General features: G+C 67.3%; 15 protein-coding genes. 3 read left to right on the forward strand and 12 right to left on the reverse strand.

Annotated elements, in window-relative coordinates; genetic code table 11:
- Positions 1-132: 132 nt before the first annotated feature.
- Positions 133-804, reverse strand: a complete 672-nt coding sequence (locus GV792_RS09310; protein ID WP_163823645.1) for a TetR/AcrR family transcriptional regulator — start codon at positions 802-804, stop codon at positions 133-135.
- A 104-nt stretch (positions 805-908) separates the two neighbouring features.
- Here GV792_RS09310 and GV792_RS29540 point away from each other — a divergent pair, with 104 nt between their 5' ends.
- From GV792_RS29540 to GV792_RS09320, 3 genes are read left to right on the forward strand one after another with little or no spacing between them, the layout of a single operon-like run.
- Entirely contained in the window at positions 909-1,148 is a 240-nt protein-coding gene (locus GV792_RS29540; protein ID WP_256668012.1) for a hypothetical protein, read from the forward strand.
- Positions 1,096-1,923: an MFS transporter gene (locus GV792_RS09315; protein ID WP_256668013.1), complete on the forward strand. Its 828-nt coding sequence runs from the start codon at positions 1,096-1,098 to the stop codon at positions 1,921-1,923. Before GV792_RS29540 ends, GV792_RS09315 begins: the two co-directional genes overlap by 53 nt.
- An 11-nt stretch (positions 1,924-1,934) precedes the next feature.
- The gene (locus GV792_RS09320; protein ID WP_163823646.1) at positions 1,935-2,321 is read left to right on the forward strand and encodes a cupin; all 387 of its coding nucleotides are present in this window, start codon (positions 1,935-1,937) and stop codon (positions 2,319-2,321) included.
- Between the two features lie 10 nt (positions 2,322-2,331).
- Here the strand turns inward: GV792_RS09320 and GV792_RS09325 are convergent, their stop codons facing one another.
- The 11 genes from GV792_RS09325 to GV792_RS09375 all read right to left on the reverse strand — a co-directional run bounded on the left by GV792_RS09325 (position 2,332) and on the right by GV792_RS09375 (position 16,199).
- Positions 2,332-2,913 carry a Uma2 family endonuclease gene (locus tag GV792_RS09325; RefSeq protein ID WP_163823647.1) on the reverse strand — a complete coding sequence of 194 codons (582 nt, stop codon included), beginning with the start codon at positions 2,911-2,913 and terminating at the stop codon, positions 2,332-2,334.
- A gap of 133 nt (positions 2,914-3,046) precedes the next feature.
- Positions 3,047-3,835, reverse strand: coding sequence for an ABC transporter permease (locus GV792_RS09330; protein WP_163823648.1), 789 nt, complete (start codon positions 3,833-3,835; stop codon positions 3,047-3,049).
- Positions 3,835-4,572: an ABC transporter ATP-binding protein gene (locus GV792_RS09335; RefSeq protein WP_163823649.1), complete on the reverse strand. Its 738-nt coding sequence runs from the start codon at positions 4,570-4,572 to the stop codon at positions 3,835-3,837. The genes GV792_RS09330 and GV792_RS09335 overlap by 1 nt, the downstream gene beginning before the upstream one ends.
- Before the next feature lie 41 nt (positions 4,573-4,613).
- A complete protein-coding gene (locus tag GV792_RS09340) occupies positions 4,614-6,254 on the reverse strand; it encodes a long-chain-fatty-acid--CoA ligase (protein WP_163823650.1) in 1,641 nt (546 codons plus the stop codon).
- A gap of 109 nt (positions 6,255-6,363) precedes the next feature.
- Positions 6,364-7,647, reverse strand: a complete 1,284-nt coding sequence (locus GV792_RS09345) for a wax ester/triacylglycerol synthase domain-containing protein (protein WP_163823651.1) — start codon at positions 7,645-7,647, stop codon at positions 6,364-6,366.
- Positions 7,644-8,795 carry an acyl-CoA dehydrogenase family protein gene (locus tag GV792_RS09350; RefSeq protein ID WP_309139089.1) on the reverse strand — a complete coding sequence of 384 codons (1,152 nt, stop codon included), beginning with the start codon at positions 8,793-8,795 and terminating at the stop codon, positions 7,644-7,646. Before GV792_RS09350 ends, GV792_RS09345 begins: the two co-directional genes overlap by 4 nt.
- A complete protein-coding gene (locus GV792_RS09355; protein WP_309139090.1) occupies positions 8,788-10,197 on the reverse strand; it encodes a condensation domain-containing protein in 1,410 nt (469 codons plus the stop codon). The genes GV792_RS09350 and GV792_RS09355 overlap by 8 nt, the downstream gene beginning before the upstream one ends.
- A 19-nt stretch (positions 10,198-10,216) precedes the next feature.
- Positions 10,217-13,705, reverse strand: coding sequence for a non-ribosomal peptide synthetase (locus GV792_RS09360; protein WP_163823653.1), 3,489 nt, complete (start codon positions 13,703-13,705; stop codon positions 10,217-10,219).
- 105 nt (positions 13,706-13,810) lie between these two features.
- Positions 13,811-15,271: a condensation domain-containing protein gene (locus GV792_RS09365; RefSeq protein WP_163823654.1), complete on the reverse strand. Its 1,461-nt coding sequence runs from the start codon at positions 15,269-15,271 to the stop codon at positions 13,811-13,813.
- Positions 15,272-15,357: 86 nt separating this feature from the next.
- Positions 15,358-15,840 carry a hypothetical protein gene (locus GV792_RS09370; RefSeq protein WP_163823655.1) on the reverse strand — a complete coding sequence of 161 codons (483 nt, stop codon included), beginning with the start codon at positions 15,838-15,840 and terminating at the stop codon, positions 15,358-15,360.
- Between the two features lie 53 nt (positions 15,841-15,893).
- Positions 15,894-16,199: an acyl carrier protein gene (locus GV792_RS09375; RefSeq protein ID WP_256668015.1), complete on the reverse strand. Its 306-nt coding sequence runs from the start codon at positions 16,197-16,199 to the stop codon at positions 15,894-15,896.

A 16,199-nucleotide genomic window follows, 5' to 3' on the forward strand; every position in this document is an offset into this window, starting at 1 on the left:
CGAAGGACGACCGTCCGCGCCGCACTGCCAGGCGCGGGCGGCTCGAACCGGCAGCCAGAGGCCGCCACCAGCGACGAGCACGCAGGACGACAGCGCCTCAGCGCGGGTCCACAGGCCGGCTCGGCAGCAGGTTCAGCGTGCGTCGCGGTTCGCCAGCAGCCCGTTGACCAGCGCGTCCAGGCCCTCTGCGTAGGTATCCTCGGCCGCCGTTGTCAGGAAGCGCTGGCCGAGCTCAGCCAGCCGGGGTAGCGACTCCGGGTCGAGGTCGGCGAAGATCTGTTCCCGATAGGTCGGGCGGTCTTCGGCGGCGCGGGCGGCCGAGCGTGCCCGGATGATGATCTCCCCCGCCGTGTAATGCCAGATGGCCCGGTAGGCGTGTACCGCCGCCGTCTCGGACAAGCCGCAGTCCATCGCTCCGGCGACGATACTTTCGGCCACCCATAGCGCGGAGACACCGAGCAGGTCGTCGGCGGCGAGGATCTCGACGATCCAGGGGTGCGCGGCGAGCACCTCACGCATCGCGGTGGCGGCCACGATGATTCGTGCGCGCGGGTCATCCGGGAGCTGCGGCCATTGCACCCGATCGGCGTAGTCGTTGAGCAGCAGCCGGAGCAGATCTGCTTTGTCGCGCACGTGGTGATAGAGCGCCATCGCGGTGCAGCCGAGTTCGGTGGCGAGCCTGCGCATCGTCAGCTTCTCGACGCCGTCGGTCTCGATGATCGCATTGGCGGCCGTGACGATGTCCTGGCGGGAGATCTTCGGCGGACGGCCGGTGCGGGCGGGCTGCGGCGACGTCTTCGGCATACCCCCATCCTGACCTATCCACAGACCTAGATGTGGACAGCCGTGCTCGTTGCGGTTAGTTTCTATACGTATATAAAAACGATGCGGGCCGGCCCGGCGCCGCCTTGACCGCAGTCGCGGTCGCACAGTTCATGGTTGCCCTGGACATGGCGGTGATGAATGTCGCGCTGCCCTCGATCCGCACCGATCTCGGCTTCGCGCCGCTGGACCTGTCCTGGGTGGTGCATATCTACGCGCTCACCTTCCGATGCACGCCGCACCGAGCGCGAACCGCTGGACTACCTCGGTGCGATGACGGCTACTGCGGGCATCGGCCTGCTGGTCATCGCCGTCGTGCGCACTGACCACTACGGCTGGCTGTCCCTCATTACCGGCCTCAGCCTCGCGGCAGGCGTTCTGCCGCTGAGCTGCTTCGTCGTGATCGAGCGGCGCGCGACCTCGCCGCTGGTGCGCATGGGATTGTTCGGCAATCGCTGGGTGGCCGGAGCGAATGTCTTCGTATTCCTCGCTGCGGCAGGGCAATTCGCCACCTTCTACCTGATGTCGCTGTACATGCAGCAGGTGCTCGGCCTGAGCGCGGGCGCGACCGGCATCGCGTTCGTGCCGTTCTCGGTGACCGTCATCGCGGGCACGGTGCTCGTCACCAAGTCGGGATCGGGCCGCTCGCCGCGGTTCTGGCTCATCATCGGCGGCCTGGTCACCGCGCTCGGCTTCGGCTGGTTCGCACAGATCAGCCCGGACGGCAGCGTACTGACCGATGTGCTCGGACCATCGATCATCTCGGGCTTCGGTATGGGCTTGTGTCTGGCGCCAGTGGCGGGCGCCGCAATGATCGGCGTCACCGGCCGTGAGGCGGGCATGGCATCGGGGGTGTTCAACAGTTCCCGCCAGCTCGGCGGCAGCGTCGGCGTTGCCGCACTGGCGACACTCGCGGCAAGCAGGACCACCCACCCTGCCGATCCGGCCGCACTCAACAGCGGCTATGCATTCGCGCTAGGCGGCGCCGCACTGCCTTTCCTCCTCGCCGCAGCAGTAGCGGCTTTCGTGCTGCCCACCGGACGCAACGACTCCCCCACCACCGAGAACTCCGGCGACGAACTCGCGCCAGTCACCCGATGAAAGGACCAGCGATGACCATCGCACCGATCGACATGTTCGCTCGCGCACTGTATTTCCAGCCCGATGGCACGGTGAGCGAAGGCGAGCGCCGGATGGCCGGCGGATCGGACGGCTGGCACCTCAGCGTCTTCCACGTCGAGACCGACGCCGACCTGCACGCCGACCACTGGGAGATGCATCCCGATTCCGAAGAGGCTGTCTGCTGCCTGTCCGGCTCATTGCGCCTCTACCTGCGGCCCGAACACGACGGCGAACCGGAAACCACCGTCCACCTCACCGCTAGCACCGCGACCATCATCCCCCGCGGCCGCTGGCATCGGCTGACCCTGGACGAACCCGGCGACATCATGTCGATCGGTGTGCGCGCGGGCAGCAAGCTGGAGCGCGTAGCGGAGTGAGCAGTCGCGGCTAACGAGTCAGGTCCACGAACGCGATGTCGCCGAGTATCACATGTTCCAGCCGCAGGAACCCGTCCCGATGCAGGCTGTGCAGCCGGTACTCGGCGGCGTGCGCGTCGAGCCTGAATTCGCGCACCTCCTCGATCTCGAACTTCGGATCGAGGCTGATCACCAGGTAGAGCGGGATGCCCGCCCTGGCGTACTGGACCTTTTTGTCCAGCAGATCCTCAGTAGCAGTCGACGGCGAGGACACCTCGACCACGATCAAAGCATCGCCCGCTTCCGGCTTCGCACCGCGCTCGGGCAGGCACCGGTAGACGATCACATCCGGACGCCGGAAGGTGAATTTCGGTATGCGCCACAGCACCATGTCGATGTCGGTTTCGACCCGAACACATGGTTCGGTACTGGGGAGCTGTTCCATCGCTCCGGCCAGCCGCCGTGCCACACGGTTGTGCTCGGGCACTGGTGATTCACACACGATCACGTGTCCGTGCACGACCTCGATTTCTCGGGCGATGTCGTCGGGCAGCAGCCGATACTGCTCCTCGGTCATCTCATGCGGCAGGTCGTACGACGGATTGATCGTCATGACCGAAGCCTACTGGCTGGTGCCGACCGAGGCTCGGCTCTTCGCGGCCTCGCGATAGCCCGGACCGCGAGGCCGCCGAAGATACCGGTCCAGAAGCCGCCGACGAGGGCGGCCGAGAGTACGCCGGCGCGAACTACTCGGTCTTCGTGTCCCCCACCGCGAGCCGCATCGTTCCGACCACGAAGATGACCATGCATATCGCGCCGAAGTACAGCAGGGAACCGGTTTCGCCGCCGAACAGGGTCTTGATGGTCGACATCTGGCCGACGCCGAGTTCACCGTTCTTGAACGGTGACAGGCGCTGGAGCAGGATGCCCGGGTCGCCGGGGACGAAGGTGACGAATACTTCGACGCCGAACTTCCACAGCAACACGACCATCACCACCAAGCCCGGTTTGGGCATGAGGGCCGATAAGCCGAGGCCGAGGGCGCAGATCAGGATGGCGAAGATCGGCACGCAGATCAGCAGGCGGACGCCGTCACCGGAGAACGCGTCGACCTTGCCCCAGATCTCCGGGAAGATCCGCGGGAAACCGCCGAGCAGGAGGAAGGTGGTCACCAATGCGACCACGCCGGTGATCGTGCCGAACACGATCAGCTTGGCCACTGGCAGCAACCAGCGCCGCGCTTGGATACCGAAGGTGATCTCTACCGTCTTGTCCTTGAACTCCGCGCACAGCGAACTCACCCCGCCCGACATCAGGATGAAGGTCGCGAAGATCAGGATCCAGTACGTCGAGTTGTTGGTCTCCATGCCGCCGCTGCCGTTGAAGGACTGCGCCTCGGTGGCTTTCGCGATACCGAAGTTGATCAGCACCGGAATCAGGATCGCCAACGGTACGACCGTGTACCACAGCGAATTCCGCCAGGAGAGTTTGACGAGTTCGCTGCGCACGGATCGTGCGAGATAAGTGCCGAGCATCAGCGCTCACCCCCGCCCGCGGTGTATTCGACGCTGGTACGGGTGAGGTCGATGTAGGCCGATTCCAGTCGGCGGGGGCCGGACCCCTTGGCCACCAGTTCGTCCTTGCTCGTATCGGAGAGCACTTTTCCCTTGCCCATGACGACGATCCGGTCACCCGTGATCTCTACTTCGGTGAGATTGTGTGAGGCGATCAGCAGACATTTGCCTTCTGCGGCCAGGCCGACGACCAGCTCGCGCAACCACAGCGTGCCCTCGACATCGAGACCATTGGCCGGCTCGTCGAGCACCAGCGTGCGCGGATCGCCGAGCAGCGCCGACGCGATACCGAGCCGCTGCAACATGCCGTAGGAGAATTTGCCGACCGAGCGGCGCGCCACCGGCTCTAGCCCGACCTGTTCCAGCACCCGCCCGACGTTCGCCGCAGGCACGCCGCCCAGTCGCGCCTGCCAGAGCAGATGCTGTCGGGCGGTGTGCTTGGGATTGCGGGAGAACGCACCGAGACTGAACCCGATCTCGCCGATCGTGTCCCGGAAGTCCAACAGGCCTTTGTCGTTGATACGGACCGAGCCGGAGGCCGCCCGGGTGAGGCCGGCGATCATGCGCATGACCGTGGTTTTGCCTGCCCCGTTCGGCCCGAGCAGATAGGTGATGGAGCCCGCTTCGGCCTCGAAGCTGACATCGTCGACGGCGACGTTCTCACCGAAGCGTTTGGAAACGCCGCGAACGCTGATCATGAAAGAGAAATCCTGGTAGCTATTGCTGAAAGACGTTTCCGTCAGGCGGGGATCAGGCTTGCCGCCGAGGAGCGACGCAGCTTGCCGGACGGGGTCTTGGGCAGCGCACCCTTGTGCACGACGGTGACCACCGCGGGCGCGACACCCACATCGTCGTAGACGGCACGGGCCACCTCCTTGCGGATGCGCTCGCTCTCGTCAGCGTCCGCCGCCACATCGGATTCGACGATGACAGCGATGCCTTCCCTCGCCATATGGGACAGCCGGACCGCGACGGCAGCGATACTGCCGGGCCGCACACCGGGGACGATGCCCGCCGCCCGCTCGACCACGGTCGGGGAGATATTGCGGCCCGCGACGATGATGACGTCCTTCTTGCGGCCGGACACCACGACCTCACCGGTACCTGCCACGACGTAGCCGAGATCGCCGGTGGACAGCCACCCCTCGGCGTCGTTGGCCGAGACGTAGCCGTCGGGGCCGAGGTAGCGCTTGGTCACGGCCTCGCCGCGCACCAGGATATTGCCGACGTGATCGGCGGGCAGCGTCTCGCCGTTGTCGTCGACCACCTTCAGCTCGATCCCGGGAACCGGGACGCCGAGCCGCATCATGGTGCGGGCGCGCGTGACATCCTCGCGCTGCACGACACCGTCGGCCTCGACCCGCTCCGCGTCGATGACGTCGACGGTGTACCGCTCGGCGGCAGCGGTGAACGACACCGCGAGCGTGGTCTCGGCCATACCGTAGGACGGCATCAGCGCTTCGGCACGGAAGCCGAAACGTTCGGCCTCGCTGACGAACTCCACGAGGGTGCTCTCATCGACGGCCTCCGCGCCGTTCACCGCGACGCGCATGGACGACAGGTCGTAGGCGCCGTCCTCGGCTCGGCGCAACCGGCGGGCGAGCAGCGAGTAGGCGAAATTGGGTGCCGCGGTGAGTGTTCCACCGAAGCGGGTGATGAGTTCGGCCCACGACAATGGGTTCTTGAGGAAGCCGAGCGGGGTGATGATGACCGAGGTTGCCTGCGCGAACATCGGTGTCATCAGCATGCCGATCATGCCCATGTCGTGGTACAGGGGCAGCCAGCTCACGACCACCTCGTCGGACGCGATCTCGGCCGCCGTGACCATCGCCACCTGGTTCTGATGCATGTTCGCGTAGGAGATGGCGACGGCCTTCGGCACACCCGTGGTACCGGAGGTCAGCTGGAGGATCGCGATGTCCTCCTCATCGGTTGGCACATGCGGCAGTTCCTCGGACCGAGCGGCCAGCTCGTCGATCGACACGAACGGGACGCCGATATCGAGCCCCTGCACCGCCTCGGTGAACGGCGCGCCGACCACGACGACGCGGGCATCCAGCATCTCGATCACCGCGCGCGTATCCGCCACCCAGGTCTCGAGATTGGTGCGCGGGGTGGGCTGATGCAGCATCGTGAAGGCACCACCGCGCATCCAGATCGCCTGCACGCTCACTGCCACGTCGCCAGGGGTGCCCGCCAGGACGGCGACCGAATCGCCAGGCACCACACCGGCTTCGGCCAGACCGCCCGCGACCCGGCGGGCCACCGACCGCACCTGGTCCCAGGATCGAAACGTCAGATCCGATGATTCGATACCGCTCCACAGGCCGTTGACCTCCGAAGCGGGCTGCTCGAAAAGCAACTCGGTGATTCTGCTCATTGGTGTTCCATCCTCTTCCCGCACTGCGGTTGCGCACACGGCGCACCACGGCGTCGCATCTGAGTCGGTTCCGGCAATTCGTGTCCGCCGACGCCGGGGTACGGCCGGATCATTCCGATGTGGCTGCTGCTTCGGTGAGCACCCGGTCGAAATGCTCGACAAAGGTGTCGGTGTATCCCACCGGCAGTGCGGCGGGATCGATGACGATGCCGAAGGACGTCTTGTTGCCGAGGATCAGCGCGGTCACCGACAGCGAATAACCGGCCATCGGTGACAGCGGGGTCAATTCCGCGATCCGCTGTCCGAGCACGGCACGAATCCGCGAGAAACCGGGGTTGATTCCGATATGGATATCCGGGCTCATATGCGCCATGCCCGCGCCCGCGATCACCCGCTGCATCGCCCACGGCAGGCCGGGAGCGGTGGCGGGGGCGGCGGTGGCGAGTTCGGGACGACGCTGCTCGATGGTGGCCAGCTCCGACCGGGTCCGCTCGATCTGGCGAGCCAGATCGGCCTCGTTGCCGAGGAGGTTGAGCGGGGAGACCAGCACCGCGTTACCGGTGTGGCGGAAGCCCGGATCGTTTGTGACGGGCAACGTCACCCGGATGACCTCGGCCGGTGTCGCAGCGACGGGCGGCGCGATGCTCACGGTCCGGCCGATCGCGGCGAGCAGGAACTCGTGCACGGTCGCGCTGTTCTTCTTGGCGGCGCGGCGCAGATCTCGGGTGGACGCGCTGTACAGGGCGTACTCGCGCTTACCGGACTTGGTGAGCTTCGGCCAACCGCGGCCCTTACGGCCCGCGGCCCACTGCTCGTTGAAGGCTGCCTTCGATTCTTTCAGCACCTCGGCCTCGACGGCCGGGGTGCGGAAACGCGCACTGGTCGCGAATCGCTCGAATTCGGTGAGTTCTTCCGGTGTGCCATCGGCCAGCAGCGCGGCGAAGGCCGCACCGGCGATGCCGTCGGATACGGCATGGTGCACACGCAGCAGGAAGAACTGGGGACCCGCACCGTGCGGGGTGAACATGGTGATGTGCCACATCGGCTCCGGCCGGGGCAGCGGCGTCTCCAGCAGGGTCGCCACCTGCTTGCGCAGATCCGCCTCGTCGGCGTAATCGACGGCGGCGAGATGCCGGTCCACGTCGACCTTTTCGGCCAGCACCACCTGCGGTTTGCGCCACCGTCCGTTCAGGATCCCCATGCGGAAGAGCTCGAACAGTTCGCTGCGCTCACGCACCCGCTCACGCACATCCGCGACCGCCAGCCGTTGGCCGCCGGCCTCCAGCTCGAGGAGCATCGACCAGTGCATCGGACAGCTGTCGGTATCCAGGTGCAGGTAGGTGTGATCCGACGGCGTCAGCTCGGCGACGGCCGACGTGGTCTCGGTACTCATGCCTGTTCCACCTTCGCGAGCATCTGCTCATAGCGTTCGTTATCGGGCTTCATGGCCGCGGCGACCAGCTCCAACAGCACCTCGTCGGCACCTCCGCCAACGCGGGCCAGCTTCATGTCCCGGTACCAGCGTTCGAACGGCAGGCCGACTTGCAGATAGCCGATGCCGCCGAAGATGTGCAGGCACTCCGAGGCCACCTCCTCGCCGAGTTTCGCCGAGGATGCCTTCAGCGCGGCCGCGGTACGCAGATTGATCTTGCCTTCGGCGGCGACACCGTCGAGGGCATAGCGCAGCAGGTCGACGCGCGATTGCAGATCCGCGATCCGCAGCCGCAGGGCCTGATGGTCGTAGAGACGCTTACCGAACTGGGTGCGGTCGTACATCCGGGCCAGGGTGACCCCGAGCATCACCTCGCAGGCCGCGGCGATCTGGCCCGCCACCGAGTAGCGCTCATGGGCCAGGCCCCAGCTGATGACGGCGAGACCGGTCGCGGGGCGGGCGATGAGAGCCTCCGCCGGGATCCAGGTGTCGATGGTCACCGGGGCGGTGTCCAGCGGGCCGGCGCCCAGCTTCTCGTACGGTGTGCCGACCCGCACCTGCGAGGTGGGAACCGCCGCGAGTGCGACACTGCCCGACTCTCCGGCCGAGCCGCTGGTGGCGTCGCGACAGACGACGAGGATGTAATCCGCGATCGGAGAAAGCGAGACGAACTTCTTGTGGCCGACCACCCGGTAGCCGTCGCGCTCGGGTTCGATCATGGTCTGGGCGTTCTGCAAATCAGATCCGCCCGATTCCTCGGACGCGCCGATGCACAGCACCTTCTCCACCGCGATGGCTTCCTCGGCGAGGTTGCGCAGGAAGTCGTTACGGCCGAAGCGGCGCAGGATGGCGATGGCCGAATCGTGCAGGCTCACCCCGACGCCGATGGCCGCCGAGCCGAGCGTGCCGAGCTGACGGGCCAGCGCGAAGTGGTGCTCGAGTTCGGTGAGCTTGCGATCCTCCCATTTGCGCGCGAACACCCCTGCGGCACCGAGGTGCTCGAGTAGCTGGCGCGGGAACTTCTTGTCCAGCTCGGCCTGCTCGGTCCAGGCGACCACACGGTCGTCGAACGCCTTGGCGAGCACGTCATCATAGGAATTGTCAGTCACTGGTGTGCCCTTTGTCCTGCCGGTCCGCAGCCGCGTTCGCGAGGATCCGGTCGAGTTCCTCATGAATGCGCACAACGGTCTGCTCGTCGAAAAGATCGACCTGATAGGCGATCTGTACATCGGTGTGGTCGGCGTGTAAGAACGCTTCCACGGTCAGTGGGAGCAGGGCGTACCCCTTCTCCGCGAGTTCCCAGGTGGTGGAGCAGCCGGGGAGCTGTGGGCCGTCGATCTTCTGCTCCAGGAACAGCACCAGCGATTCGTATGGCCTTGTCTGGCCGCCGACCCGTCGCGCCGCCGCGGCGATGTGGTCGTAGGGGAAGCTCCGGTGGCCGAATGCGGCGTCGGTGACCGCGCGAACCCGCGCGACGAGATCGGCGAAAGACACGTCGCCTGCGCCGATGCGCAAGGCGATCGAATTGCTGAGATTGCCGATCAGCGATTCCATCCCGGATTCCTCGCGATTGGCGACCGCGGTGCCGATGACGAGTTCGCGTTGGCCGGTGATCCGTTGCAGCGTCAGATAATACGCGGCCAGGAACACCGAGAATGCCGGAGTGCGCATGGTCGTACTCAGCGCGCGCAGATTCTTGTCGGCCGCCACGCTCAGTGTGCGGTCGCACCGCCCGCCTCGTTCGGAGACGGTGCCCGGCTGCCGGTCGTACGGAAGGCGCAGCGGCTCGATACCGGCGAATTGCCGCTCCCAGAAACGGATATCGTCGGCGTGATCGGTTTCGGTGAAACGCTTCTGTTCCCACTCGGCGAAATCGGCGATCTGCAGCGACAGCGGCGTGAAATCGGTTTCCGAACCCGGACGCTCCTTCGCGCGCACATAGGCGCGTTCCAGGTCCCGCGAGAGGACGGGCAGCGTCATGCCATCCCAGACGATGTGCTGCAACGCCATGACCACGGCCGTCTTCGGCCGCCCTGACTCGTCCGCGGGCAATGTCACGAAGGTCAGCCGCAGCGACGATTCGGCCGCCAGATCGAACGGCTCAGTGCCGGCCGCGGCCATCACCGCGCGCAACCGCGCGTCCGCGTCCGGCTCGCCACGCAGATCCAGCGACTCCGCGCGCGGCGGCAGATCCTCGTGAATGCGCTGGTACGGCGTCCCCTCCGGGTCCGAATGGTAGGTGGTGCGCAGCACCTCGTGCCTGCGGACAAGGGCGAGGAACGCGCGATGCAGCGCGGCCCCGTCCACCTCGCCGGTGAAAGTGAAGGCGAGACAGAGATTGTGGGCGGTGCTGTCCGGCGTGTGCCGCTGGTACTCCCACACGCTGCGCTGGGCGAACGACAGCGGCGCCCGGCCCGGATCGCGCCGGGCCGCGACGCCGGGCGCGGCCGCGATGCCCGCATCGCTGAGCCTGGCCCGCATCGCGGCCTGAAGGTCCTCTAATGACGCCACGTCGATCGCCCCTCGCCGCTCAGGCTCGCGCTGCGGCCAGATCGGCCGACGGGTCGGGAATTCCGGCGACCTCCAACAGGATTCGCGCCACCTGGACCAGCTGGCCAGGCACCTGCTCGCGTTCGACGAGCCGGGCCGCGAAGCCGCGGACCGTCTTCGCGCCGAACACATCGGTGACGCCGACACCGTCGACGGCCAGCAGGCCACGCACATTCGCCACGAAGGTGGTGGCGAGGATCGAGTTGGCACCCGCGTCGAAGAAATCGGTGGTCACACCGATCCGCTCGATCTCGAGCACCTGCGCGGCGATATAGGCGACCGCCGCCTCCAGCGCGGTCTCCGGCGCCACATACTCGGCCTCGGCCAGACCCTCGGTCTCGCGTTCGAGCACCGCACGGATGGCCGCGCGGTCGATCTTGCCGTTGCTGGTGAGCGGCACCTGCGCCAGGAAGTGCAGGACGTCGGGAACCATGTACTCCGGCAGCAGATCGGCCAGGGCGGCGGCCACCACGACGGTGTCGACCACCTGCCCGGACTCCGCGCCGACCACGGCCAGGCTCAGCCGTCCGGAAACGACCGCCGCCACCGCCTCTCCGACCTCGGGCAGGGTCTTGGCCGCGGCCTCCACCTCACCCAGTTCGACACGGTAACCACGAATCTTCACCTGATGATCGGCACGACCGAGGAAGTCGATGGTGCCGCCGGGCAGGTAGCGCGCCAGATCACCGGTGCGGTACCAGCGGATACCGTTCGCGGTGACGAACCGGTCGGCGGTGCGCTCGGGATCGCCACGGTAACCGTCGGCCACGCTGACGCCGCCGATCCACAGCTCACCGGTGACCCAGTCGGGAGCGTCCTCGCCGCGCTCGTTCACCACTCGGCAGTGCACGCCCGACAGCGGGCGGCCGTACGGAACTGCGGTCCATTCGGCGGGGAATTCGTCGGTGACCTCGTACACGGTGGAGTGGATCGCGGTCTCCGTGGTGCCGCCGAGTCCGGCGAAGCGCAGTCCGGGGACCTGCGCCCGCATCCGGGCGGCCACACCGGCATCCACACGGTCGCCGCCGGTGATCACCACGCGCAGGCTGCTCAGCTGTTCGGCGGTCGCGGAATCGAGCAGCATGCCGATCAGGCCCGGCGCGCAGTTGAGCACCGAAACCCGGTGGGCCGCGACGAGTTCCGCCCAGGCGGCGGCGTCACGCACCTTGCCGGCGTCGATGCAGACGAGCGCGCCGCCGAGCGCGAGCGGGCTGAACATATCGAACACCGACAGATCGAACTCCAGCGCCGAGAGGCCGATGGTGCGGTCGTCGGCGTTCAGGCCGAATTCCTCGGCGATCGCATCGATGGTGTTGGCGGCCGCACGGTGGCTGACCTCGACACCCTTCGGTTCGCCGGTGGACCCGGAGGTGAACAGCACATAGGCGAGGGCATCGGGGTCGGGCACGACCGCCTGTTCGGCGCGTGGGCCGGTGACGGACTCGTCGAAGACGATCCGCTCGATGCCTTCGGGCACATCGACCGTCGCACCGGTGATCACGGCGCGCACCAGGCCCCGCGCGAGGATGCGATCACGACGCGCGACCGGCTGATCGGCGCCGACCGGCAGGTACACCGCGCCAGCGGCGAGCACGCCGAGCACGGAGATCACCTGCTGATGGCCCTTCGGCACGATCACCGCGACGGTGTCGCCGGGATGCACACCCGCCGTGGTCAGTGTCTTCGCCAACGACAGCGCCTGCTCGGCGACCGTGCCGTAGCTCAGTTCCTCGCCCTGCGAGGTCACGATCGCGACGCGCTCGGGCCGCTGGGTGGCCTGCGCGAAGAACTCCGCGTGCAGGCTGCGCGGCGCGATCGACGCCGAGATGGTCTCGGCGGCTTCGCGCGCGGCGAGCTGCGCGGCGGGTAGGGCGATGGACAGCGGGGCGTTCCAGTCGGCGGCGGGGGCGAGCAGGCTGTCGAGCAGTGCGCGGAACTCGGCGAACATCGACTCCATGACGCCCTCGGGCAGGGCGTCGCGGCGGGTGTCCCAGTTCACCAGCAGTCCGCCGTCGACCTCGGCGACCTGGGCGTCCAGATCGACCTGCGGGCCCTGCGACAGAATCCACACCGGGCTGCCGAACAGGCGGGTCACGCGTTCGGAGAACAGCTCACCGAGACCGAGGCCGGAGGTGAACACCACTGAGGGTGTGACCGCCGAGCCGCGCAGTTTGCCCAGATCGCGCAGCACGTCGAGACCTTCGTAGGTGGCGTTCGCGGCGCAGCTGTGCAGTTCGTGCTGCAAGCGGCGGGCGCGGTCCACCAGAGATTCGCTCGCCCGCGCGTCGACGTCGACCAGTACCGAGTTGGTGAAATCGCCGACGACCTGGTCGATCTCGTCGTGCACCGGCTCACGGTTGAACAGCGGCAGGTTCAGCAGGAACCGCTGCCGTGCCGACCAGCGCGCGATCACCTCGGAGAACACCGAGGCCAGCGTCACCGCGGGAGTGAGTCCGTGGCCGTGGGCGAGTGCGTACAGCCGGGTCTTGCCCTCGGGCTCGAGCCGGTGGTGGAAGCGGACGCTGCGCGACGGGTCGGTGCGCCTGGCCTCCGGGATCGTCGGCAGTTCGGCGGTCTCCGGCAGGCTCGGCAGCTTATCGGTCCACCACTGCCGGGCAGCCTCGTGTTCATCGGCCGGAATGCGGTCGCCGCGCTCGGTCAGGTACTGCCGGAAGCTGTAGCCGACCGGCGGCAGGGCGCCATCGGATTCGTAGGCGGCGGCGAGATCGTCGAGGATGCGCCGGTAGCTCATGGCGTCGGCGGCGAGCATGTCGACGTCCAGGTGCAGTCGGTGCTTGTCACCGGGCAGCAGGGTGAGCACGAACTCGACCACCCGGCCTGCGGCGACGTCGAGGAGCTGGTGGCTCATCCGGTCGCGCATGCGCTCGAGTTCGGCGTCGGCGTCGGCGGCCTCGCGCAAATCCACCACGCGGTACACCGACTGCGGCGGCTGCGCCAGTATGCGCTGTCCACCGGCCTCACCGAAGGCTGCTCGAAGTTGGTCGTGCCGCGAGACCACCTGTGCGACCGCGCGTTCCAGGCGGTCGGGATCGGCGCCCGCACCGTCGAACTCGACGTACAGGTGCGCCGCGACACCACCAAGGGCCTGCCCGGACTGGCGCCCGACCCAATAGGCGTGCTGCATGGTGGCCAGCGCGAATTCGTCGCCCTCGGCATTCGCGGCGACCGGTGCGGATTCGGCCGGAGTCGGTGCGGCCTTGACCGGAGCGATGGGCTCCGCGGCGGGCTCACCGCCGGACAGCAACGCGGCCCATGCCTCGATCGTCGGTTCCAGCGCCAGTTGCGAACTCTGCACCCGGTAACCCTGGCGACGCCAGGTGCCGGACAGTTTCATCAGCAGCATGGAATGCAGGCCCAGGCGGACCAGATCGTCACTGTCGCCAATGGACTCACCGGGAACACCCAGCAAGTCCGCGACATCAGCACGTAGCTGGTCTTTCGAAAACACGTGACTCCTCAGATCAAACCTATTAGTTAGGCTAGGCTTGCCTAGCCTAACATGATGAAATCTCGCACCCGGCACGACCCGGGCCAGCCCATATGGGCACCGCCGCTACGCGCCCGCCGCCGCACGGAGCGTGCCGAACAGGTCCGACAGCGGCAGATCCAGCGCATCCGGCACGCGCGCAACGAGTTCGGCGACCACCTTCGCGGCGCGCTGCGCGTACGCCTGGTCGAGGATGTCGGTGCGGTACTCGACCTCGAGACGCACCTGCTCGTCCTCGCCGATCTCGAAGGCCAGCGCCAGCGGATAGTGCACGACACCCTTGAACACCGTCTCGCAGGTGACGCGCGCGCCACGCGGAAGCGGAACTCCGCGCAACGGGGTGTTCTTCACCAGCGCCATCACCTCGGCCACCGGGAAACGCCCGCCGTCACCACGCAGCGCGGTGAGAATCGGGCCGTAGTCGACGGAGGAGAATTCCATCGACCCATAGACCGTCGAGACCGCCTCACGCAGCGCGTCCTTGGTGCACGCGGCCGGATCGAAGGTGAAGCGCATAGGCACCACATTGCCGCAGTAACCGACCTTGTCGGCCGCCTCGCCGGGCTGCCGGTTATCGGCGGGCACCAGAAGCACGTAGTCGTCGGCGCCGGTCAGCGCGGCGATGCTCAGCGCTGACACGACGATGAACACCGCATTGGGCGTCGCGCCGACCTCGCGGGCGACACCGGCGAGCGCGGTGACATCGGCCTGGTCGATGGGGCGGATGAGATAGGCACCTGGCCCCTCCCCCATCACCGACAACCAGCTCTGCTCCGGCGTGGTCTGCGGCAGCTCACCGGACAGCGGATAGCGAATACCTTCGGCCGCCCAGGTCCGCACCGCATGCCGCACCGCGTGCTCCAGTGCGGCCACCGGACGCGCCGGAGCCGGCGGCATGGACGGCGCGGGCGCCGCGGCCGAATCCGCACGCGCCACCAGCTCACTGAGGATCGGAGGCAGCGCGGTCTCGTCACCGGCCAGGTGATGCAGTACCAGCACCATGGAGACGCCGCCGTCGGGGCCCGCGTAGGCGCGGGCGCGAATCGGTGGGTCCTGCCGCAACCGGAACGACGCGGTCGACAGCGCTGTGGCGGCGGCGCGCACGATGTGCTCGGGTGAGCGCCCCGCGGTGGACTCCTCGGATTCGGGCATCGAGCCCCATTCCCAGACCTGGCCAGGAACGACCCAACGGCCATCCCAGCGCTTGGGCTCGCGCCGCGCCACGCCGTCGTCGCCGACGGTGATGACCGAACTGAGCACCTCGGAGGCGTCGACCAGCCGAACATAGGAGGCGACGACCTCGTCCAGGGTGTAGGAGTCGTCGAATTCCAGCAGGACGCCATAGTTGTGCGAGATGGACTCCGGGTCCAGCTCGTAGATCTTCCACATCCGCCGCTCGGCGATGCCGAGACCGCCGTCCGACGGCTCGGCGGGCTCGGCGGCGGTCGCGCTCTGATCGCCCGCGATGCCCGCGTCGGCGAGCCGCCGCCGCATGAGTTCCATTTGCGCGTCGGTCAGTACGTTCATGCTTCTCCTAGCCGTGGAGGCGGGGCCGGTCGCACCGGGCGGGGATCATTCCGCGCACCGCCCGGCGGGCCGGGCGGTGCGCGGCATCAGTAATCGAACTGCGGGTCGCCCGCGCAGTCGACGTTCTGGCAGAACGCCTTCCAATCGAACTTCCACAGGCCGCCGTCGCGCACCAGGTAGTAGGTCGCCGACGTTGCCGGGAATCCGGCGATGAGCCCCTCACCGCGGACGGTGAGCCGGTTGCCTTCGACCTGCACCGGACCGACCGCGCGGCCCTGGATGGTGAAGAAATCGTAAGCCTGACTGAACGACATGGCCTGCTCGACGACCGGGCGCACCTTATCGCCGCCGTAGCTGACCTCGACCTTCTGATCGATGGAGACGTTCGGGTTGTAGAACGCCGCGTACAACCGCTCCAGCTGCTCCAGCGACGGGACTTCATCGCGGATGTAGAGGTCGGCGGCGGTGGCGTCGCGAATCGAGACATCCGCGGCGGCCGGGTGGGCCAGGCCGAGACCGAGCAGAGCGGCAAGTACCGAAACGACAGCGACCTTGATGAGTTTTGTCATGGGAACCTTCATTGAGCAGTGTGGAAACAGAAAATTGGGATCGGCGGCAGCGATTACTTGGCGACGCTTTCCGCCTTCGAGCGGATGAGGTCTTCCAGATCGCCCACCGAGGCGGCCTCCGACATCTCCCGTTCGGTCAGCTGCACTCCGAGCCGCTCCTCGATGGCGACGACGCCGATGGCGAACGCCACCGAGTCGATGCCGAGATCCTCGACCAGCAGCGAGGACCGAGTGACGTCGGCGAGCGGCAGGTCGAGATCTTCTTCCAGAATGCTGTTCAGCGTGTCGCGGATGTGATCGGACATCAGGTACTCCTCAGTGACAGAAACGACTACTTCTGCCGGGCATGGCCTCGGCAA

The organism is Nocardia cyriacigeorgica (assembly GCF_010868145.1).
GTDB lineage: Bacteria > Actinomycetota > Actinomycetes > Mycobacteriales > Mycobacteriaceae > Nocardia > Nocardia cyriacigeorgica_D.

Coding starts and splice junctions, on each gene's coding strand:
- GV792_RS09310 (WP_163823645.1), bottom strand. CDS start 804: ATGCCGAAGACGTCGCCGCAGCCCGCCCGCACCGGCCGTCCGCCGAAG.
- GV792_RS09345 (WP_163823651.1), bottom strand. CDS start 7,647: ATGAGTACCGAGACCACGTCGGCCGTCGCCGAGCTGACGCCGTCGGAT.
- GV792_RS09340 (WP_163823650.1), bottom strand. CDS start 6,254: ATGAGCAGAATCACCGAGTTGCTTTTCGAGCAGCCCGCTTCGGAGGTC.
- GV792_RS09330 (WP_163823648.1), bottom strand. CDS start 3,835: ATGCTCGGCACTTATCTCGCACGATCCGTGCGCAGCGAACTCGTCAAA.
- GV792_RS09335 (WP_163823649.1), bottom strand. CDS start 4,572: ATGATCAGCGTTCGCGGCGTTTCCAAACGCTTCGGTGAGAACGTCGCC.
- GV792_RS09325 (WP_163823647.1), bottom strand. CDS start 2,913: ATGACGATCAATCCGTCGTACGACCTGCCGCATGAGATGACCGAGGAG.
- GV792_RS09315 (WP_256668013.1), top strand. CDS start 1,096: ATGACGGCTACTGCGGGCATCGGCCTGCTGGTCATCGCCGTCGTGCGC.
- GV792_RS09365 (WP_163823654.1), bottom strand. CDS start 15,271: ATGAACGTACTGACCGACGCGCAAATGGAACTCATGCGGCGGCGGCTC.
- GV792_RS09370 (WP_163823655.1), bottom strand. CDS start 15,840: ATGACAAAACTCATCAAGGTCGCTGTCGTTTCGGTACTTGCCGCTCTG.
- GV792_RS09320 (WP_163823646.1), top strand. CDS start 1,935: ATGACCATCGCACCGATCGACATGTTCGCTCGCGCACTGTATTTCCAG.